Annotated in this window: 18 protein-coding genes, 1 other RNA gene and 2 riboswitches; of the genes, 14 read left to right on the top strand and 5 right to left on the bottom strand. The window is 66.6% G+C overall.

Going from position 1 to position 20,369, the window contains the following annotated elements:
- The first annotated feature begins 109 nt into the window (after positions 1-109).
- Together ACYVOC_RS16890 and ACYVOC_RS16885 are read left to right on the top strand one after the other, a co-directional pair.
- A complete protein-coding gene (locus ACYVOC_RS16890; RefSeq protein ID WP_461162550.1) occupies positions 110-1,414 on the top strand; it encodes an HD-GYP domain-containing protein in 1,305 nt (434 codons plus the stop codon).
- Positions 1,411-3,855, top strand: coding sequence for a sensor domain-containing protein (locus ACYVOC_RS16885; protein ID WP_461162549.1), 2,445 nt, complete (start codon positions 1,411-1,413; stop codon positions 3,853-3,855). Before ACYVOC_RS16890 ends, ACYVOC_RS16885 begins: the two co-directional genes overlap by 4 nt.
- Here ACYVOC_RS16885 and ACYVOC_RS16880 read toward each other — a convergent pair.
- From ACYVOC_RS16880 to ACYVOC_RS16865, 4 genes are all read right to left on the bottom strand, one after another.
- Positions 3,842-4,660: a sulfite exporter TauE/SafE family protein gene (locus tag ACYVOC_RS16880; protein WP_461162548.1), complete on the bottom strand. Its 819-nt coding sequence runs from the start codon at positions 4,658-4,660 to the stop codon at positions 3,842-3,844. The genes ACYVOC_RS16885 and ACYVOC_RS16880 overlap by 14 nt on opposite strands.
- Positions 4,661-4,705: 45 nt before the next feature.
- A non-coding RNA gene (ssrS, locus tag ACYVOC_RS16875) (6S RNA) lies at positions 4,706-4,885 on the bottom strand.
- 29 nt (positions 4,886-4,914) lie between these two features.
- Positions 4,915-5,265, bottom strand: coding sequence for a cell division protein ZapA (locus ACYVOC_RS16870; protein ID WP_461162547.1), 351 nt, complete (start codon positions 5,263-5,265; stop codon positions 4,915-4,917).
- Positions 5,262-5,483: a DUF904 domain-containing protein gene (locus ACYVOC_RS16865; protein ID WP_116003315.1), complete on the bottom strand. Its 222-nt coding sequence runs from the start codon at positions 5,481-5,483 to the stop codon at positions 5,262-5,264. The genes ACYVOC_RS16870 and ACYVOC_RS16865 overlap by 4 nt, the downstream gene beginning before the upstream one ends.
- A 37-nt stretch (positions 5,484-5,520) precedes the next feature.
- Positions 5,521-5,761, top strand: a riboswitch (cobalamin riboswitch).
- Positions 5,762-5,842: 81 nt separating this feature from the next.
- On the opposite strand from ACYVOC_RS16865, the gene ACYVOC_RS16860 reads away from it, so the two are divergent.
- From ACYVOC_RS16860 to cobT, 12 genes are all read left to right on the top strand, one after another.
- Positions 5,843-7,747, top strand: coding sequence for a TonB-dependent receptor domain-containing protein (locus ACYVOC_RS16860; protein WP_461162546.1), 1,905 nt, complete (start codon positions 5,843-5,845; stop codon positions 7,745-7,747).
- A gap of 163 nt (positions 7,748-7,910) precedes the next feature.
- Positions 7,911-9,257, top strand: coding sequence for a cobyrinate a,c-diamide synthase (locus ACYVOC_RS16855; RefSeq protein WP_461162545.1), 1,347 nt, complete (start codon positions 7,911-7,913; stop codon positions 9,255-9,257).
- Positions 9,254-9,841, top strand: a complete 588-nt coding sequence (locus tag ACYVOC_RS16850; RefSeq protein WP_461162544.1) for a bifunctional adenosylcobinamide kinase/adenosylcobinamide-phosphate guanylyltransferase — start codon at positions 9,254-9,256, stop codon at positions 9,839-9,841. Before ACYVOC_RS16855 ends, ACYVOC_RS16850 begins: the two co-directional genes overlap by 4 nt.
- Complete coding sequence (locus tag ACYVOC_RS16845; protein ID WP_461162543.1) at positions 9,838-10,746, top strand: ABC transporter substrate-binding protein; 909 nt, start codon at positions 9,838-9,840, stop codon at positions 10,744-10,746. The genes ACYVOC_RS16850 and ACYVOC_RS16845 overlap by 4 nt, the downstream gene beginning before the upstream one ends.
- Positions 10,743-11,864, top strand: a complete 1,122-nt coding sequence (locus ACYVOC_RS16840; protein WP_461162542.1) for a FecCD family ABC transporter permease — start codon at positions 10,743-10,745, stop codon at positions 11,862-11,864. Before ACYVOC_RS16845 ends, ACYVOC_RS16840 begins: the two co-directional genes overlap by 4 nt.
- A gap of 62 nt (positions 11,865-11,926) precedes the next feature.
- A complete protein-coding gene (locus tag ACYVOC_RS16835) occupies positions 11,927-12,661 on the top strand; it encodes an ABC transporter ATP-binding protein (protein WP_461162598.1) in 735 nt (244 codons plus the stop codon).
- Positions 12,662-12,671: 10 nt separating this feature from the next.
- Positions 12,672-13,241: a cob(I)yrinic acid a,c-diamide adenosyltransferase gene (cobO, locus tag ACYVOC_RS16830; RefSeq protein WP_116003322.1), complete on the top strand. Its 570-nt coding sequence runs from the start codon at positions 12,672-12,674 to the stop codon at positions 13,239-13,241.
- Between the two features lie 271 nt (positions 13,242-13,512).
- Positions 13,513-14,589, top strand: a complete 1,077-nt coding sequence (cbiB, locus tag ACYVOC_RS16825) for an adenosylcobinamide-phosphate synthase CbiB (protein ID WP_461162541.1) — start codon at positions 13,513-13,515, stop codon at positions 14,587-14,589.
- Positions 14,589-15,632 (top strand): aminotransferase class I/II-fold pyridoxal phosphate-dependent enzyme, encoded by a 1,044-nt coding sequence (locus ACYVOC_RS16820; protein WP_461162540.1) that lies wholly within the window; start codon positions 14,589-14,591, stop codon positions 15,630-15,632. Before cbiB ends, ACYVOC_RS16820 begins: the two co-directional genes overlap by 1 nt.
- 38 nt (positions 15,633-15,670) lie before the next feature.
- A complete protein-coding gene (locus ACYVOC_RS16815; protein ID WP_461162597.1) occupies positions 15,671-17,122 on the top strand; it encodes a cobyric acid synthase in 1,452 nt (483 codons plus the stop codon).
- 21 nt (positions 17,123-17,143) lie between these two features.
- A riboswitch (cobalamin riboswitch) is annotated at positions 17,144-17,496 on the top strand.
- A gap of 46 nt (positions 17,497-17,542) precedes the next feature.
- Complete coding sequence (bluB, locus tag ACYVOC_RS16810; protein ID WP_461162539.1) at positions 17,543-18,304, top strand: 5,6-dimethylbenzimidazole synthase; 762 nt, start codon at positions 17,543-17,545, stop codon at positions 18,302-18,304.
- Positions 18,305-18,421: 117 nt separating this feature from the next.
- The gene (cobT, locus tag ACYVOC_RS16805) at positions 18,422-19,483 is read left to right on the top strand and encodes a nicotinate-nucleotide--dimethylbenzimidazole phosphoribosyltransferase (protein ID WP_461162538.1); all 1,062 of its coding nucleotides are present in this window, start codon (positions 18,422-18,424) and stop codon (positions 19,481-19,483) included.
- Positions 19,484-19,743: 260 nt separating this feature from the next.
- On the opposite strand, the gene ACYVOC_RS16800 is transcribed toward cobT, so the two are convergent.
- Positions 19,744-20,369: hypothetical protein (locus ACYVOC_RS16800; RefSeq protein ID WP_461162537.1), on the bottom strand; the 626-nt coding region annotated here is incomplete at its 5' end.

The following is a 20,369-nucleotide window of genomic DNA, read 5'->3' as shown; positions in this document are numbered from 1 at the left end:
TTGTGGCGCAAAAGCGCCATTGGGGCGATGTCAGCAAAAGTATCTCCAGATGGCTTGATAATGGGGCGCGCATTCCTTTCACGGGCCTTTTCCGCGACGCACCTCTGCAATGGATGACAACACCGCCATACCTATCGCCATAGACCAATTGCGTATTGGTATGTACATCCAGCTCGGACTGAACTGGATGAGCCATCCTTTTCCCGTCAGCAGCTTCCGCATTGCCTCAGAGTCCCAGATCGAGATTCTGCGCGGATTGGGTCTTGCAGAAGTCCGCTACGTTCCTGCCAAGAGCGATCCTGCCCCCGCTACAGCGCTATTAGAGAAGGCGGCGACGTCCCTTGATCAGCGCCAGCAAAAAAATGGCACGGTGTCGGCCAGCCCTGCGACAGAGCAGGAAGATTCGGCCCTGCGGTTGCGGTTGCAGTTGCTGGAGCAGCATCGTCGGCTGGACGCCTGTGACCAGCGGTTCATGGCGGCCACGCGCAACTACCGCAAGCTCGTCGAGAAGGTGGAGGGCGGGCCTATGCTGGCGCGTCTTGAAAGCGAGGCGCTGGTCACCGACTGTGTGCAGGAGTTACTGCAAAACACGGAATCCGTGATCAGTCTGCTGTCCGAGGGCGTGGGCGAGCGCAATGCCTTGCATCCGGTCAACGTCATGGTGCTTTGTCTGCTGATGGGCAAGGCGCAAGGACTGTCGCCCGAGGGCATGCAGGACCTGGGTATGGCCGGGTTGTTGCATGACATCGGCAAGATGCGCTTGCCAGAATCCGTGAATGGCCCGCAGGAGGGGATGACACCGGCAGAGCAGGCCCGCTACCGCAGCCATGTGGGTGAATCTGTGCGTCTGGGCCAAAGCATGGGTTTGTCCAGCGGCGTGCTACTGGCCATTGCGCAGCACCATGAAATGGCCGATGGCAGTGGTTTCCCCCTGCGGCTCAAGGGCGAGGAGTTGTGCCAGGCGGGGCGTACCCTGTCGTTGGTGAATCACTACGAGCGTTTGTGCAACCCGGGTCGCACAACCCCGGCCCTGACGCCCCATGAAGCCCTCTCCGTCATGTTTGCGCAGCAAAAAGGGTATTTCGATGCCGTTGTGCTGGGCACCTTCATTCGAATGATGGGCGTGTATCCCCCGGGCTCGGTGGTGCAGCTGGTCAATGACCGCTATGCCATGGTGGTGTCGGTCAATTCCTCGCGGCCCTTGCGCCCCCGGGTGATCGTTCATGATGACCGCGTCCCTCGGGACGAGGCATTGATTCTGGATCTGGAAAGCATGCCTGAACTGGGTATTCGTCGCAGTCTTCGTCCCTCGCAATTGCCCCGGGAGTCACTTGAATATTTGTCGCCGCGCAGGCGCATTTGCTACTTCTTCGAAAGAGCCGTAGACCAGGCTGCTGTCGGGGAACGGGTGTGAGCTGCGGCGCGCAAGAGAGTCTCTGGCAAGCTGCGTTTGACGGATTGCAAGAAGCTGTCTGGCTGGTGGATGCATGCGCGCGCACCATCGTTTTTGCCAACCAGCGTGTCGCGCAGCTGGTGGGTTTGCCCAGAGCCGCCCTGATAGGCGTGCCGGTGGAGCGTCTGGCGGCCACCCCCGAAGACCAGTGTTTCTGGTCCGACACTGAAGAGGTACTGACCCAGGGCATTCATTCCATGACCAGCCTGCTGCGGGGCGACGGCCAGTTGGTTCCGGTCGAGCGCAAGGTGGTGCCGTTCCGCGCGGAGGGAGCCCGGGTGTTGCTGCTGGTCAGCATGGTCGATTGCAGCGCCCGCCAGGCGGTCGAACGCGACCTGGAGACCTTGCTGGCAGAGCTGCGCGCCACGCTGGATTCGGCTGCCGATGGCATGCTGGTCTGCGGGCTGCATGGGGAAGTACGGGCTTTCAACCAGCGCCTGGTACAAATATGGGGCATGCCCCAAGAACTGCTGCTGCAACGCAATGACGACCAGGTGCATGCCTTTCTGGCATCGCGCGTACGGCATCCTGATGCCTACCGGGCTCGGCTGGAAGCAATTGCCACAGACGCTCAGGGGCAGAGCCAGGACGTGATCGAACTGCAGGGTGGCCAGCTCTTGGAGCGGCGCAGCGTGCCCCAGTGGAGCCATGGCGGGGTGACGGGACGGGTCTATTCGTTTCGTGACATCACGCTGGAGGTACAGGCGCAAACCGCCTTGCGCCTGGCGGCCAGGGTGTTTGATTCGAGCCCTTATCCAATTTTCATTGCCGACGACCAGCATCGCCTGGTACGACTTAATCCAGCCTGCGAACAGCTTTTTGGACGCACCAGCCAAAGCCTGCAAAGGTGCGATGTGGTCGGTTTTCTGGGTGTAGGCGCGGCCCGCCAGTTCATGGAGGGTGTGCAGGCCGAGTGGCAGCATGGAGGCCTGTGGAAGGGCGAGTTATGGCTGCCCCGCGAAGACGACAGTGGTTGTGCGATCCATCTCTCCTGGGTGGTGCTGCGCGACAAGGAGGGTAGGATTGAGCAAAGCATTGGCTTCGTGCGTGACCTGACCCAGCAGCATGCCGCGCAGAAACGTATCGACGAACTCGCCTACAGCGATGCCCTCACCGGGCTACCCAATCGGCTTTTGCTGTCGCAAAAAGTGGACTCCGCCATCCGCGCGGCGCGGCCAGACGGCACGGGTTTCGCCATCCTGTTCCTGGATCTCGATCGGTTCAAGGTCATCAACGATTCTCTGGGCCATCTTTTTGGTGACAAGGTGCTGCAGTTGGTCACCACACGCCTGCAAACCTGCCTGCGCCAGACCGACATGCTGTGCCGCATTGGTGGTGATGAATTTGCCATGTACCTGCATGCAGGCGATGCTTCGGGCGCCGAGCAGGTGGCGCGCCGCATGCTCGATGTCATGCGCCACCCTTTCACACTTGATGGCATGGGGTTTTCCATCCAGTGCAGCATCGGAGTGTCCCTGTATCCCCAGGACGGCCGGTCTCTGGACGAGCTGATCAAGCAGGCCGACACAGCCATGTACCGGGTGAAGGAGCGTGGGCGCGGCAGTTTTGGTTTTTACCAGCCGCAAATGAATGCCAATCTGCTGGAACGGATGCAGATGGAGCACGCCATGCGCCACGCTCTGGAAAACCAGCGCATGAGTGTGCACTACCAGCCCCAGGTGGATATGGCCTCAGGCCGCATCATTGGTGCGGAGGCCCTTTTGCGCTGGACGGACCCGGACCTGGGCTGTGTCGGGCCGGGCGTTTTCATTCCGTTGGCCGAGGAAACAGGCTATATCGTCCCCCTGGGGGCGTGGGTGCTGGAGCAGGCCGTGCAGGAGGCTGTGCGCTGGAAACAGGCGGGCACACCCATCGTGGTGTCGGTGAATGTCTCCGCACTGGAAATGCGGCAGCCCGATTTCATCGAGCGCCTGACCCGGGTACTGCGAGAAAACGAGTTGCCGGCCGAGTTGCTGGAATTGGAGTTGACCGAATCCATCCTGTTGCAGGACGCCCAGGAAGCCGCCCAGCGGCTGGAGGTGGTGGCCGCCCTGGGCGTGGCGCTGGCCATTGACGATTTTGGAACCGGTTATTCGAGCCTTGCCTACCTCAAAAACCTGCCCATCCACAAGCTCAAGGTCGACCAGTCTTTTGTGCGCGGCTTGCCCGATGATGAAGGCGACCACGCCATCGTCAGTGCCATCGTGTACCTGGGCCGATCCTTGCGCCTGTGCGTGGTGGCCGAAGGGGTGGAAACACTGGCCCAGCGTGCAGCGTTGCAGCAAATGCAGTGCGACCAGTACCAGGGCTATCTGTGTTCGCCTGCACTGCCGGCGCCGGAATTTGCGGCTTTGCTGGCCCGGCAAGCATCGGGCTCAGGCATCGTGGTCACGCCGCCGTAAGGCCCTTCCAGAGCATGTAAACCGCCAGCCCCAGCAGCAGGGCTGCAAACACCCGCTTGAGCTGCGCCACGGGCAGCTGGTGTGCGGCGCGGGCGCCCAGTGGTGCTGTGAGCACACTGAACATCGCAATCGTGACCAGGGCGGGCAGCCACACATAGCCCAGGGATGCTGGGGGCAGCCCGGTGACGGACTGGCCGCTGACCACATAACCGACGGCATTGGCCAGAGCAATGGGAAAACCCAGCGCAGCACTGGTGGCTACGGCATTGTGAATGGGTATGTTGCACCACACCATGAAAGGCACGCTGACGAATCCCCCGCCAGCGCCCACCATGCCCGAGAGAAAACCGATGCTGCCGCCTGCCGCCAGTTGCCCTGCTGTGCCGGGCATTTGGCGTGTAGGCGCTGGCTTTTTGTTGCGCAGCATCTGGTAGGCCGAAAAACTGACAAAGCAGGCGAATACGATGGCCAGCACCGAGCCTTTGAGCAGTGCGAAAACGCCCAGGCTTGCGGCCATGCTGCCCAACACAATGCCGGGGGCCAGCCGCCGGGCAATGTCCCAGCGCACGGCGCCGCGCTGGTGGTGGGCGCGCACGCTGGAGATGGACGTAAAAACGATGGTGGCCATGGACGTGGCAATGGCCATCTTCACGGCCAGCCCCGGGGCCACCTGCTGTTGGCCGAGGAAATAGGTCAGGAAGGGCACCAGCACCATGCCGCCGCCAATGCCCAACAGCCCAGCGAGAAAACCAGTGCCCAGGCCCAGCAGAGCCAGTTCAGCGATCAAAAGGGGGTCGAGCAGCATACGGCGCGGGGGAGAAAAGGCGGGGTGCGCCGGAGCGGGGCAGAAGAGGTGTCTGCGAATGCCACCGGACCCTCATCCTGAACCGGGGGTTCAGGTGGGCGAGGGCAGCCAGGCGTTGGGTTCATCTGACGCGAGATGATCACGCTCACCGGGCGATGTACCAAGCCCGTGCTCAATGAGCATTGGTTCAAGGAAATATTAAGCCCGACAGCACCGCAGACGCTTGCATTGTAGGCGCAGCGCAGGCTGTGCGCTCAGATCAGCCGGCCGTCATTGCCCAGGGCTTCGTCCAGGCGCTGCACCAGGGCGCGCAGGCGATCGTCGCCGTCCTGGGCATGGGCCGAGTGTGACGATTGGATGGACTCTGATGGTGGGAGCGCTCTGGCGGCGGCCAGGTCGGCAGACTCGCGGTCGGCCAGCTCAAACGCCATGTTCAGCGCGGCCAGCACGGCGATGCGTTCGCGTGCGCGCACCTTGCCCGCATCGCGGATGCGCAGCATGGCGGTGTCCACCCGCTCCACCGCTTCGAGCAGGCGCGCCTCGCGGCCTTCGGGGCAGCCAAGCAGATAGCTCTGCTGCATGATCTGCACCTCCAGCTGTTTCATTCGGAGTCCTTGGGGTCGGGTGATGTGGGCAGGCGCTCGATCAGGGAGTCCACCCGGGCGCGGGCGGCCTGCAGGCGTGAGCGCAGCGAATCGCGCTCCTGGGTGAGTGCGGCCACCTGTTCAGCCATGAGTTCGTTGGTGCGCTGCAGCTGTTCGTGGCGAACCAGCAGGCGCTCTACGCGCTCGGCAATCTGGTCGAGAGGAGACAAAGAGGCCATACAGCCCTGGATTGTAGGCAGTTGCATTACAAAGCGCCGTAAAATCCACGGTGTTGGTGCTCGCAGTGTGGTTCACATGCTGCAGTTCAACGGGAAGCAGGGAGGAGCGTGCCGCACGCGGCGCCCCCCGAGCCTGCGCTGCCCCCGCAACGGTCAGCGGCCGAATCGTTCGATTCACCTTTCACACCCAGTGCCACTGGGCGCCTTGAACAAGCGCCTGGGAAGGCCGTGAAAGGCGCGCCGCCAGCCCGGATACCGGCCAACACGGTGGTTGCGTGCGCCTTCTGGCGTGCGTGGCCGTATCACCCATACGCTGGCGGGGAAGCCGGCCCGGGTTGTTTGCAGACCTTGTGTTTTCCATGAAAAATCATTTGCCCCACGTGCGCCCTATTGCGTCGCTGCGTCCTGTTGTCCTTGCTACGCTGTCGCTTTTCGCTGCCCATGCGGCGCACGCTCAGGAGGTTGCCGCTCCCATCCTTCTCGCGCAAAACCTGCGCGCCCCGCAGCTCTCCGAAACCGTGGTGACGGCCACGCGCACCGAGCAAGCTTTGTCTGACTTGGTGGCCGATGTGTCCATCGTCGACCGGGAGACCATCGAGTCCAGCGGCGCCACCGGGGTGGCCGACCTGCTGGCGCGCCTGCCCGGCGTCGAAATCACGCGCAACGGCGGCGTGGGTAATGCCAGCAGCGTGTATGTGCGCGGTGCCGAGCAGCGCTTTACAGCCGTGTATATCGACGGTGTGCGCATCGACTCGCAGTCCACCGGCGGCGCAGTGTGGGAGCAGATTCCGCTCTCGCAGATCGAACGCATCGAGGTGTTGCGCGGCCCGGCCGCGGCGGTGTATGGCTCGGACGCCATTGGCGGTGTCATCCAGTTGTTCACCCGCAAGGGCGAAGGCCCGGCGGCGCCCTATGTCGGCATCGGCCTGGGCAACCAGGGTACGCGCAAGGTCGAGGCCGGCGTGAGCGGCGCGACCGGGCCCGAGGGCGCGCTGGACTATGCGCTGGGCCTGGCCCATGCGCGCAGCAGCGGCTTTGACAGCAAGTCCAGCGGCGCGCACAACCCCGACGATGACGGCTACCGCAGCACCAGCGCCACCGCGCGCCTGGGCTACCGCGTGAATGCGCAGCACCGCATCGGCGCCAACCTGCTCGTGAGTCGGCTCAACTCAGGCTACGACGGCTTTACTTACAAGCCTACGGCGCCCGACGACGACCGCAACCTCAACCGCCTGCACACGGCGGGCGCGCACTGGGCCGCCCAGTGGAGCGACTCCTACAGCACGCGCGTTTCGGTGAACGAGTCGCTCAGCCGCTACGAGACCACACCCTCGCCCTACCTCACGCAAACGCAGTTGCGCGGCTACCTGTGGCAAAACGACTGGCGTCTGGGCGCGCACCGTCTGAGCGCTGCGCTGGAGCGCCGTGATGACCAGCTTGAAAACGCCTCGCTGGTGGGCGGCACCACGCGCAGCCGTTCGCAGGACGCGCTGGCGCTGGGCTACGGTTTCAGCGCAGGCGCGCACAGCGTGCAAGCCAACCTGCGCCACGACAGCGACAGCGAATTCGGCGGCAAGGGCACGGGCAGCCTGGCCTACGGCTACGCCTTTGCACCGGGCTGGCGCGCCACCGCATCGGCGGGCACGGCATTTCGTGCGCCCACGCTGTACCAGCGCTTCAGCCAGTACGGCGACGCCTCGCTGCAACCCGAGACCAGCCGCAACGCTGAGCTGGGCCTGCGCTATGGGCAGGGCACAAGCGCCTTCTCGGCGGTGGTGTACCGCAACCGCGTGGCCAACCTGATCAACTTTGCCGCAGGCGGCACCTGTGGGGAGCCGTTTGGCTGCTACCTCAACACCGGCAATGCCGAATACAGCGGCGTGACGCTGGCAGGTTCCTACCAACTCGCCGGCGTGCAACTGCGTGGTTCGGTGGACTTCCAGAACCCGCACGACCGCGACACCGGCAAGCAGTTGGCACGGCGCGCCAAGCGCCACGCCACGCTGGGCGCCGACACGGTGCTTTCCGGCTGGACCCTGGGCGCCGAAATGCAGGCCTCGGGCCGCCGCTTTGACAATGCGGCCAATACCAAGGTGCTCGGCGGCTACACGCTGTTCAACCTGTATGCCAGCACACGCCTTGCCCGCGACTACACGCTGCTGGCGCGCATCGACAACGCGGCGGACAAAAACTACGAGACGGCTGGTACCTACGCGACTGGTGGGCGCCAACTCTACATCGGCCTGAAGTGGGAGCCATTGTGAGCTCAACCCCCTGTGGCGCTTCGCGCCTTCCCCCTTCTCTCACGCTTCGCGTGGGAAGGGGGACGCCGCCGGTGCGGCGGGGCGGCCCTTGCACGGCGGCCCGCGCCTGGTGCGGGCTAGGATCAAGCGTTGTGGGTGTTATCCAACGCCAGGAGTTTGTGTGATGACGCGTTGCCCCGCACTGCTGGTGGCCGCCCCGGCCTCTGGCCAGGGAAAAACCACGGTGGTGGCGGCCTTGGCGCGCCTGCATGCGCGCCAGGGGCGGCGTGTGTGCGTGTTCAAGTGCGGGCCCGATTTTCTCGACCCGCACTGGCACCAGCTCGCCAGCGGCGCGCCCGTGCATTCGCTCGATTTGTGGATCAATGGCGCCGAGGATTGCGCTGCGCGCCTGCATGCCGCCGCGCAGGAGGCCGACCTGGTGCTTATCGAAGGCGTGATGGGCTTGTTCGATGGCGAACCCAGCGCCGCCGACCTGGCGCGGCGCTTTGGCGTGCCGGTGCTGGCTGTCGTCGATGCTGCCGCCATGGCCGGCACCTTTGGCGCGCTGGCACATGGCCTGCGGCACTACCAGCCCGACCTGCCCTGGGCGGGCGTGCTGGCCAACCGCGTGGCGGGCGAGCGCCATGCCGAGATGCTGCAGCGCGGCCTGCGCGAGCCGGGCGACTGGCTGGGCGCCTTGCCGCGTGTGGCGCTGGCGAATGCCGCCCCCGCAGGCAAGAACGCCGCCCTGCTGCCCGAGCGCCACCTGGGCCTGGTGGCCGCGCACGAACTCCCCGACGCGATGGACCGGTTGGACGCCGCCGCCGATGCGCTGGCGTTGACGCCCCTGGGGCAGATGGATGCGGCGGATTTGCAGCGCTGGGCGGTGGACTTTCCGGCGCCACCTGCGCCGCAGCCCGTGCCGCCGCTGCTGGCAGGCCGTACTGTGGCCGTGGCACGCGATGCCGCGTTCAGCTTTATTTACCCGGCCAACCTCGACACCCTGGCGCAACTCGGCGCCCAGGTGCGCTTTTTCTCGCCGCTGGCAGGCGATACCTTGCCAGCCTGCGATGCCGTGTGGCTGCCCGGCGGCTATCCCGAGCTGCACGCTGCGCAACTGGCGGCGAACCAAGGCCTGCAGAACGACCTGCGCGCGCACCTGGCCGCAGGCAAACCCCTGTGGGCGGAATGCGGGGGCATGCTGGCGCTTTTCGAATCCTTGCGTCTGCAGGACGGCAGCGTGCAGGCGATGTGGGGCCTGTTGCCCGGCCAGGCCGCCATGCAGCCGCGCCTGGCATCGCTCGGGCCGCGACAAGTCAACCTGGCGGGCCAGGTGCTGCGCGGCCACAGCTTTCATTACTCCACTGCCGACTGCAGCGCCCCGGTGCTGGCGCGCAGCAGCCGGCCCGGTGGGGCGGATGCCGATGGCGAGCCGGTGTATGCGCTGGGCAGCCTGCGTGCCAGCTACTTCCACGCCTGGTTTGCCTCGAACCCAGTGGCGGTGGCGCAGTTGCTCGGAGGCGCAGCATGACCCTCTCCGTGGCCCGCAGCGAGCTCATTCTGGGTGGCCAGAAAAGCGGCAAATCGCGCCGCGCCGAGGCGCTGGCGGCCCAATGGCTGGCGGCCAGCCCCGCGCACCGCGCGCTATTGATTGCTACCGCAGAGGCGCACGACGAGGAAATGCGCCAGCGCATTGCCCGCCACCAAAGCGACCGCGCCGCGCGCGTGCCGCGCATGCAGACGTTGGAGGAGCCGCGCGACCTCGCTCGGGTTTTGGTGCAGCGCGGCGCGCCGGACACCCTCATCGTCGTCGATTGCCTGACGCTGTGGCTGACCCACTGGATGTTTGGGTTCGATGAAAATTTAATGCAAAAAGAGGCTCCAGCGTATGACTGGACTGCGCAGGCAGCTCTTTTTTTTGAAGCGTTGGCGAAAACCCCTGGGCCCGTTGTTCTGGTGGGCAACGAGATCGGCCTGGGGGTCATTCCCTTAGGAAGCCAGGTGCGCGCCTTTGTCGATGCACTGGGCGTTTTGAACCAGCAGGCAGCGCAGGCCTGTGCGCGCGCCACGCTGATGGTCTCCGGCCTGCCGCTCACCTTGAAGGACACCCCATGAAACCCACGCCCATCAAACGCATCCTCACCGTGCTGGCGATTTTGCTGGTGCTGGTGCTGGCCATGGCCACGCTGGCGCAGGCTGCGCCCATCAGCGTGGTGGACGATCGGGGCCGAACCGTCACGCTGGCCCACCCGCCCGAGCGCATCGTCAGCCTGCTGCCCTCGCTGACGGAGACCGTGTGCGCGCTCGGTGCCTGCGAGCGCCTGGTGGGCGTGGACCGCTATTCCAACTGGCCGGCCAGTGTGGTGCCGCTGCAGGGGGTGGGCGGCGGGTTGGACCCGAACATCGAGGCCATCGTCGCCCTGCGGCCCGACGTGGTGCTGATGGCGACCTCGTCGCGCGCCCAGGCGCGGCTCGAATCGCTGGGTGTGACCGTGGTGGCGCTGGAGCCCAAGACCCATGCCGACGTGCAGCGCGTGCTCGGCAAGGTGGGCCAGGTGCTGGGCGTGCAGGATGCGCAGCGGGTCTGGCGCACCATTGACGCGGGTGTGCAGGCCGCCGCCCAGTCGGTGCCGCCCACCGTGCGCGGCACGCGGGTGTATTTCGAAGTCAACAGCGGGCCGTACGCGGCAGGCCCGTCCTCCTTTATTGGTGAGACGCTCGCACGGCTGGGGGCCCGCAACATCATTCCCGCAGCGCTCGGGCCTTTCCCCAAACTCAACCCCGAATTCGTGGTGCGCGCCGACCCCGACCTGATCATGGTCGGTGCGCGCAGCGCCGAGGGCCTGGCCGCGCGCCCCGGCTGGAGCCAGATGCGCGCGCTGCGGGACGGCCGGCTGTGCCGGTTTGACGCAGCGCAGTCCGACGTGCTGATCCGCCCCGGCCCGCGCATGGCCGAAGCGGCGCGCCTGATGGCGACCTGCCTCACCGACAAGGCGCCCCGCAAAGAAGTGCGACCATGAGCGCCGTCATGCCCCTGCCGCCCATCCGCTTGCCCCCCTGCGCCAGCACCGTGCACGCACGGCGCGGCCGCTGGCTGGCGCTGGTGCTCATCGCTTTGGCGCTGTGCCTGTTCGTGCTGGGCACGGCGGTGGGCAGCAGCGGGTTTGAAAACCTCCTACCCGCGCTGTGGAACCCGCAGGGCGACAGCGCGGCGCACGCCATGGCGCAGCAAATCGTCTGGGACATTCGCCTGCCGCGCACGCTCGGCGCCTGGTGTGCAGGCGCGCTGCTCGGGCTGGCGGGTGCGGTGGCGCAGGGGCTGTTTCGCAACCCGCTGGCCGACCCGTATCTGCTGGGCAGTGCATCGGGCGCCTCGCTGGGCGTGGCGCTGGCGCTGGCCCTGATGGGGGGCGCGGGCGGAATGCTGGGCGGGGCGCAGAGCGCCATCACCATTTCGGTGTATTCCGGCCACTGGCTGGTGCGCCTGGGGCTGACGGGCGCGGCCTTCGTGGGCGCGGTGCTGGCGGTGCTGCTGACGCTGGTGCTGGCGCGCGGCGTGCAGCACACGCTGCGCCTGCTGCTGGCGGGCGTCATCGTGGGCGTGGTGCTGGGGGCGCTCACCTCGCTCATCCTGCTGCTGTCGCCCGATTCGCTGCAGGCCATGCAGGCGTTTTTGCTGGGCTCCACCGGCTTTGTCGGCTGGACGTCGTGCCTGCTGATGGCCGTCGTTTGGGGGCTGTGTCTGGTGGTGGCCTGGCTGCTGGCGCGCGGGCTCGATGGCCTGGCGCTGGGCGAAGCCACTGCGCTCAGCCTGGGGCTGCGGCTGGCGCCGCTGCGCGCGGTGCTGGTGGCGGTGCTGGCGCTGGCCACGGGCACCGCAGTGGCGCAGACCGGTTTGATTGCCTTTGTCGGCCTGGCCGCGCCGCACCTGGTGCGCGCCGCCGTGCCGGTGCCGCACGGGCGGCTGATGCTGCTGTCCAGCCTGATGGGCGGCGCGTTGCTGGCGGGCGCCGACCTGCTGGCGCGCGGCCTGCTGGCGCCGCAGGAGCTGCCCGTGGGCGTGCTCACTGCCGTGCTCGGCGGCGGCTATTTGCTGTGGCTGATGCACCGGCGCAGCTCCCCTGGGGGGCTGTTGTGACTGCTCCTGAAAAAATAGCTGTCAGTGCAGATCAGGTAAGCGCTGGCATAGGAAAACGCTCCATATTGCACGGCATCACGCTGCCGCTGGCGGCGGGCCGCTGGACCAGCATCGTCGGCCCCAACGGCGCGGGCAAATCGACCTTGCTCAAGGTATTGGCTGGGCTGTTGCCGGCGCAGAGTGGGCAGGTTGCCTTGTTCGGTCGCGCTTTGCACGATTGGTCGGCCCGCGAGCGCGCCCGCCAGATGGCCTGGCTGGGCCAGAACGAAGCGGCGGCCGATGACCTGACGGTGCTCGACGTGGCGTTGCTGGGCCGTTTGCCGCACCAGGGCTGGCTGCAGCCGCCCAGCCTGGCCGACCACGCCGCGGCAGAAGCCGCTCTGCGCCAGACGCAGGCCTGGGCCTGGCGCGAGCGGCCGCTGGGCCAGCTCTCGGGCGGCGAGCGCCAGCGCGTGCTGCTGGCGCGCGCCCTGGCCGTCAACGCGCAGGTGCTGCTGATGGACGAGCCCCTGGCCAACCTCGACCCGCCGCACCAGGCCGACTGGCTGCTGTTGGTGCGCAGTCTGGTGGCCGAGGGCCGCACCGTGGTCAGCGTGCTGCACGAGCTGTCGATGGCGCTGCAGGCCGACGACGTGGCGGTGCTGGAAGGCGGCCGCCTGCAGCACCACGGCGCCGCGCACAATCCGGCCACCCACCGCGCGCTGGAAGCCGTGTTCGGCCAGCGCATCGCCATCCACTGCGTGCAGGACCAGTGGCTGGCCTTGCCCCGGTTGCACGCCCCTGCATTCGCTACTTGAGGAAACCCCTATGGAAATCGAAACTGCTCCCACCGAGAAACGCTATGAAAAACCCGAGGGCGAACGCCGGGGCCTGGTCATCGTCCACACCGGCGACGGCAAGGGCAAAAGCACGGCCGCCTTTGGCCTGGCGCTGCGCGCGCATGGGCGCGGCAAAGCGGTGCGGATCTTCCAGTTCATGAAGGTGCCGAGTGCACGCTTTGGCGAGCACCGCATGTTCGAGCAGCTTGGCATCCCCATTGAAGGCCTGGGCGATGGATTCAGCTGGAAGAGCAAGGACCTGGAGCATTCCGCGCAGCTCGCCCGCGACGGCTGGGAAAAGGCGCGTGCGGCCATCCTCTCGGGCGAGCACTTCCTGGTGGTGCTGGACGAAATCACCTACCCGCTGATCTACGGCTGGCTGCCGCTCGAACCCGTGCTGGAGACGCTGCGCACACGCCCCAGGGACGTGCACGTCGTGCTCACCGGTCGCCGCTGCCCGCCCGAGATCATCGAACTGGCCGACACCGTGACCGAGATGGCGCTCATCAAGCATGCGTTCCAGGCCGGCGTTCCGGCGCAGCGCGGCATCGAGGACTAGGGCCTGTTCACACTATTTTTGCCAGATGCGTTGCGATCAAAAAGGGCCAGGCGCTAGGCGCCAAACGAAGCTGGGGTGCGGCCCCAGTGAGGCTTGGCAACGCCGCGAATGGCCCTTTTTGGTCGCAACCCGAAGGGAAGGCTTGCAAAACCGCGCTACTCGTCGTTGCGTTCCTAGCCAAGGCCCCGGCCTTGGCGTCGTCACGCGCCTAGATTGGCGCGGCTTTGCTGGCCTTCGCACTGGCAAAAATAGTGTGAACAGGCCCTAGCGCATGCCCTGGCACTGGCTCTATCCCCTCGCGGCCTCGCCCTGGGAGGGCGCGGCCTGCCTGGCGTGGGCGGTGCTGGTGGCGCTGGCGGTAGACCGCCTGTGGGGCGAGCCGCCCGCGCGCTGGCACCCGGTGGTGTGGATGGGCAGCGCGCTTGCGGCCTGCGGCGCGCGCATTGCGCCAGCGACGCAGACGGGCCGGGATTTGAAGGTTTTTTGGCTTGCTGCGCTTGCCTGGTGTGCGCTGGCAGCTCTTGTTTTTATAGCGTTTTCAGCGGTGCAAGGCCTGCTGTGGTGGCTGGGCTGCCCCGTGCATTCCAGTGCCCATGCTTTGGACATTGCGGGCGTGGGCTTGGCCGGCGCCCGTTCGGTGCAAACGACGCTGGCCGCGTTGCTGACGGCCACGGCAATGGGCCTGGCACTCAAGCCCTTGCTGGCGCTGGCCCTGCTGCAAAGCGAAGTGCGCGCCGTAGAGGCGGCTTTGGGCGAATCGCTGCAGGCTGGGCGCGAGCGGCTGGCGCATTTGGTAAGCCGCGACGTGCATGCGTTGGATGCCGCTGGGGTGCGTGAGTCGGCCATTGAATCGCTCGCCGAAAACCTGAACGACTCGGTGGTGGCCCCTATTTTCTGGTTCGTGCTGGCGGGCCTGCCCGGCGCGGCGCTGTACCGCTTCGCCAACACCGCCGACGCCATGTGGGGCTATCCCGGCATGCGCGGCGGGCGCTACTGGCAATGGGCAGGCAAGTGGGCGGCACGGGCCGACGATGTGCTCTCGTGGCTGCCCGCGCGGCTGACCGCGTTGCTGCTGGCGCTGGTGGCCGGGGGCGTGCCGCTGCGCAGCTTGGCGCAGGAAGCGCGCAAGACGCCATCGCCCAACAGCGGCTGGCCCATGGCGGCGATGGCGCTGGCGCTGGGTGTGCGGCTGTCCAAGCCGGGCGTGTACCAGCTCAATGCTGCGGGCCGCGCGCCCACCCATAAGGATGCCGAGCGCGCGCAAAAATTAGTATCAAAAGTGGCTCTGGCGCTTGTCCTGATTGCGCTGGCAGCTATTGTTTTTGTGGCTTTTGGAATGCTTGCCTGATGCCACATGCACGCTTCATGCACGGTGGCCCGGATGCACAGGGTGTGCCGCTGTACGACTTCTCCACCAACGCCAACGCCTGCGGGCCGTGCCCCGAGGCGCTGGCTGCCGTGCAGCAGGCCGATGCCACGCGCTACCCGGACCCGACTTACACGGCGCTGCGCGAAGCTTTGGGCGCTTTCCATGCGGTGGCGCCCGAGCGGATCGTGCTGGCAGCGAGCGCCAGCGAATGCATCCACCGCTTCACGGCGCTGGCTGCGTTGCAAGGTGCCCGGCTTGTGAGCGTGCCCCGGCACAGCTATGGCGACTACGCGCAGGCCGCCCAGGCCCGGGGTCTGGCCGTTCTGCACGAACCTGCCGCGGACGTGGGGCTGCAATGGGCATGCGAGCCTGCCAGCCCGCTGGGCGATGGGGACCTGCAGCGTGCCCGCTGGCGGCTGGCGCCCGACATGCCCGATACATCCCATGCGGAAGAGGCGCAGGCGCTGCGGGTGCTCGATTGCGCCTATGCGCCGCTGCGGCTCGATGGCACGCCCTGGCCTGCTGCGGCGCCCGGCGTCTGGCAACTCTGGACGCCCAACAAGGCTCTGGGCCTGACCGGCGTGCGCGCTGCTTATGCGATTGCCCCGCATGCCGAAGCGGCCCACCGCCTCGCCGCATTGGCGCCGTCCTGGCCCCTGGGCGCGCACGGTGTGGCTTTGCTGGCCGCCTGGGTGCAGCCGTCGGTGCAGCGCTGGCTGGCCGACTGCCTGCCACGGCTGCGCAGCTGGAAAACACGCCAGCAGACACTGTGCACAACCTTGGGCTGGGCGGTGCTGCCGGGCAGCACGGCCAATTTTTTCTGTGCCCGTCCACCGCAGCAGCATTTGCCTGAGCGGCTTGCCGCCCTGCGCAAGGCGGGTATCAAGCTGCGCGAATGCAGCTCCTTTGGATTGAGCGGCGTTCTGCGCCTGGGCGTGCTGCCGCCGCCCGCGCAGGATGCGCTGCAGGCGGCTTGGCGGGCGGCCTGCAGCGCCCATCCCTCTACCGAGAACATGCAATGACATCTCCCTTTCAAGGTCACCGCCCCGCCGTCTGCGTGATGGTGCTGGGCACCACCAGCGGCGCTGGCAAAAGCTGGCTCACCACCGCGCTGTGCCGCTACTACAGCAACCAGGGCCTCAAGGTGGCGCCGTTCAAGGCGCAGAACATGAGCAACAACGCGCGCGTGGTCGAGGGCGAGGGCGGCCAGTGGGGCGAGATCGGCTCGGCGCAGTATTTCCAGGCCCTGGCCGCGCGCGCCGTGCCCGATGTGCGCATGAACCCGCTCTTGCTCAAGCCCGAGGCCGACACGCACAGCCAGGTGGTGCTGCTGGGGCAGGTGAGCGAGCCGCTCACGGCGCTGCCCTGGCGCGGCCGCAGCGCTGTGGTGTGGCCGCAGATCGCCGCCGCGCTGGACGCACTGCGCGCCGAGAACGACGTGGTGGTGATCGAAGGCGCGGGCTCGCCCGCCGAGACCAACCTGCACGCCAGCGACATCGTGAACATGCGCGTGGCGCGCCATGCCGGCGCGCGCTGCCTGCTGGTCACCGACATCGACCGGGGCGGCGCTTTTGCCCACCTCTACGGCACCTGGGCGTTGCTGCCCGAGGACGAGCGTGCGCTGATCCACGGTTTCGTGCTCAACAAGTTCCGGGGCGACGCCAGCCTGCTCGCGCCCGCGCCCCAGGACCTGCAGGAGCGCACCGGCGTGCCCACCGTGGCCACCATTCCCATGCAGTGGCACCACGGCCTGCCCGAAGAGGATGGCGTGTTTGACGACCGCAGCACCACCCCCGGCGCCGTGCACACCACCGTGGCCGTGGTGGCCTACCCGCGCATCAGCAACCTGGATGAATTCCAGCCGCTCAAGAACGTGCCCGGCCTGCGCCTGCAATGGGTGCGCAGCCCGGCCGACGTGGCGGGCCTGCGGCCCAGCGACTGGATCGTGCTGCCAGGCTCCAAAGCTACCGCCGCCGACCTGGCCTGGCTGCGCGCGCAGGGCCTGGACCAGTCCATCGCCGCGCACGCGGGGCAGGGTGGCACCGTGCTGGGCGTGTGCGGCGGCCTGCAGATGCTGGGCGAGGCGCTGATCGACCCCGAGGGCATCGACGGCAACGGCCCCGGCCTGGGCCTGCTGCCCCTGGTCACCGTGTTCGAGCCCGCCAAGACCGTGCAGCGCACTGCCGCGCAGTTTGGCCCGCTGGCCGGTGCCTGGACGCCGCTCTCGGGCGTGGCTGCCTGCGGCTACGAAATCCACCACGGCCAGACCGCCCAGCACCCCGCCATGGCCGCCCAGGGCGACGTGGCGCGCGAGGTCATGCCCGGCATCGCCTGGCAGAACCCGGCGGGCAATGTGCTGGGTGTGTACCTGCACGGTTTGTTCGAGGACGCCGCCGTGCTGCACGCCCTGTTTGGCGCCCAGGCGCCCACGCTGGAGACGGTGTTCAACGGCCTGGCTGAGGGCGTGGCCCGGCACTTCAACCCGGGCGTGCTGGACGCGCTGATCGCGTAAGCATTTCGCAGTGGGCGGCTGCTATCATCGCGCCCCTCAGGTGCCCAATGCCATGATGGCAAAGGGAGAATCGGGAAGGCGGTGCAAATCCGCCGCGTGCCCAACGCTGTAAGGACGATGCCGCGCACAGATACCACTGGCTGCATGGTGCAGTGTTTCACGCTATCTGACACATAAAAAGGCGTCTTTTCGGCCCTGGCTGCGTTGCAAATCCTCGCGATACCGCCTGGTATCGCTGTGGTTTGCGCCTTGCCAGGACCAAAAATCCATCCTTTTTATTCGTGTCATCCAGCGTAAAACACTGCACTGGCCGGGAAGGTGTGTGAAGGCAGACGACTCCAAGCCAGAAGACCGGCCTGAGCCATTTTTGGCGCTGCAAGGCCGGGCAGCGCTGCCACTATTCACGCACAGGGGACTGCCATGAATACCAGCGCAGTGGCGCAAGCCACGCCCAGCGCGCACGCCTTCACGCAAGAAGCGCGCGACGCCATTTACCACGCCATCTTTTCACGCCGCGACGTGCGCGGGCAGTTTTTGCCCACGCCCGTGCCCGACGAGGTGCTCAGCCGCATCCTCACCGCCGCGCACTACGCACCCTCGGTGGGCTTCATGCAGCCCTGGAACTTTCTGGTGGTGCAGTCGCAAGACACCAAGCGCCGGGTGCACGACGCCTTCGCCAAGGCCCATGCCGAAGCCGCCGACATGTTCGAGGGTGACAGACGTGCCGTGTACCAAAAGCTCAAGCTCGAAGGCATCATCGAGGCGCCCATCGGCATCTGCATCACCTGCGACCGCGAGCGCACCGGCCCCGTGGTGGTGGGCCGCACCCACATGAAAACCATGGACCTGTACAGCAGCGTCTGCGCCGTGCAAAACCTGTGGCTCGCCGCGCGTGCCGAGGGGCTGGGCGTGGGCTGGGTCAGCATCTTCCACCAGGCCGACTTGCAAGAGGCGCTGGGCATTCCCAAGGGCATCACCCCCATTGCCTACCTGTGCGTGGGCTACGTGAGCCACTTCCACGCCAAGCCCGAGCTGGAAACCGCCGGTTGGCTGCCGCGCCTGCCCATGGAAGACCTCGTGTACTTCGACCAATGGGGCCAGCAGGGCGACCAGCAGCCCCTCATCGCCCACCTGCAGCGCGACCAGGCCGCCGCCCAGCGCGGGCGTGAAGCCACCGCCTGACCCGCACCTGGCCCCACCGCAGCGTGCCGGGCTGGCCCGCTGTACACCACCCCATCCAAGGCGCAGGCCCCGGTGCACACGGGCCGCGCCACACCCCGATTGAAAGTTGAACAAGCCATGAATGCCCACCTACCCCTGATTGCCGACATCGCCAACGCGCAGCTCACCCAGGCCCTGCAGCACAAGCTGGACCACAAAACCAAACCGCTGGGCTCGCTGGCCCGCCTGGAAAGCCTGGCGCTCACGCTGGGGCAGATTCTGGGCACCGAAACCCCGGCGCTGGAGCAGCCGCAGATGGTCGTCTTCGCGGGCGACCACGGCCTGGCCGCGCGCGGCGTCTCGGCCTTCCCGAGCGACGTGACCTGGCAGATGGTGGAGAACTTCCTCGCCGGCGGCGCCGCCGTCAGCGTGCTGGCCCGCCAGCACGGCCTGGCGCTCACCGTGGTGGACTGCGGCGTGGCGCGCGACATCGCCCCGCGCGAAGCCGCCCCCGGTCAGCCACGCCTGCTGATGCGCAAGGTGGCGCCCGGCACGCAAGACGCCAGCACCGGCCCAGCCATGAGCGCTGACCAATGCGCCCAGGCGCTCAGCCACGGCATCGAACTGGTGCGCGAACTGCCTGGCAACGTGCTGCTGCTGGGCGAAATGGGCATCGGCAACACCTCGGTGGCCTCGCTCCTGCTGGCGCGCCTGTGCGGCCTTTCGCTGCAGGATTGCACCGGCGCGGGCACCGGGCTGGACGCCGCGGGCATCGAGCGCAAGCGCGCCGTGCTGCAACAGGCGCTGGACGCCAACGCCGCCGCCACCACGCCGCTCGAAGTCCTGGCCGCGCTGGGCGGCTACGAGGTCGCCACCATGGTTGGCGCCGTGCTGCAGGCCGCGCAGGAGCGCCGCGTGATCCTGGTGGACGGCTTCATCACCAGCGCCGCCGTGCTCGTCGCCAGCCGCATTCAGCCCTTGATGCTGCAACGCTGCGTTTTCGCCCACCGCTCGGGCGAGCGCGGCCACCAGCTCATGCTCGCGCAAATGCAGGCCGAGCCGCTGCTGGACCTGGGCCTGCGCCTGGGCGAAGGCTCGGGCGCCGCGCTGGCCTGGCCGCTGCTGCCGTCGGCCTGCGCCATCCTGCGCGAGATGGCGAGCTTTGAGGCGGCGGGGGTGTCGGAGCAAACCGCAGCGTGATGGGTGTCCCGGCGTTGCCCCCAGTTGGAGGCAACGGTAAGCGCTAACAGCTATTGATTCAATAGCTGTTAGCGCTTGTGGTATAAGCCTTACAGGGCGTTTTTGCTCTTGATCTGCGCGGCCTGTTTGAGTCTGAGCAGGTGTGAAACGGCGTTGTTTGTGGAGCAGCTTTCGGCCAGGAACAGTCGGTGGCAATTAGAGAAAGCAGACGCTCAACGTAAAGGTGACCGGCGACTCACAGCCGCATAGCTCAAGCGCGCTCATTCCTGCATTCGCAGTAGAACCTCGATACACAATGTTCCCGCATCGAGCGTTAGCTTCGCTCGCTCTATCAAGTAGTTGTCCAATGCCATCAGCGGCGTGATCTTCTTGCTGCCTCTGGAGATCATTTCGGCGGCTTGGACAACGCGCAGCAACTCGGCGAGATCCAGCAGATGGATAAAACCTCCCGTCGCCTCCATGAAGCCCGCAATAAACGCCGGACCGTAGTTTTCTTGATTTTCTATTAAGTCGAACTCAGGAATGAGAACCACGGCGTGCGCGGGCTTTGACCGCTCAACGTCGATTGAGGATCCCGCCCGAGTGGAAACTGGTGCGCCATCTTTGAGCCGTCGGATGCTTCCGCGCAGCTGACGAACCGCTTTTTCGACGTGCTGGGATACATCCTTCGCTAGCTTTGTTCGATTAGGCAACGTGTCGCGGTTGAAGACAGTGAGCGCCTTCGATTCGATCAACAGTGCACCGTACTCATGGCTGAGGAGAATATCGGTGAGCTCGCGGGTTCCGTTCCCCTTAGGTATCTGCGGACTGTGGTGTATGAATCGCCCCGGGTTTTGAGGAGGCTCTTTTCTCTGAGAGGATTGAGCCATGAAGAAGTCAAACAAGT

Source organism: Simplicispira piscis, from assembly GCF_054783455.1.
Note: the sequence above shows the minus strand (reverse complement) of the source record. Positions and strands in the feature narration are given on the sequence as shown.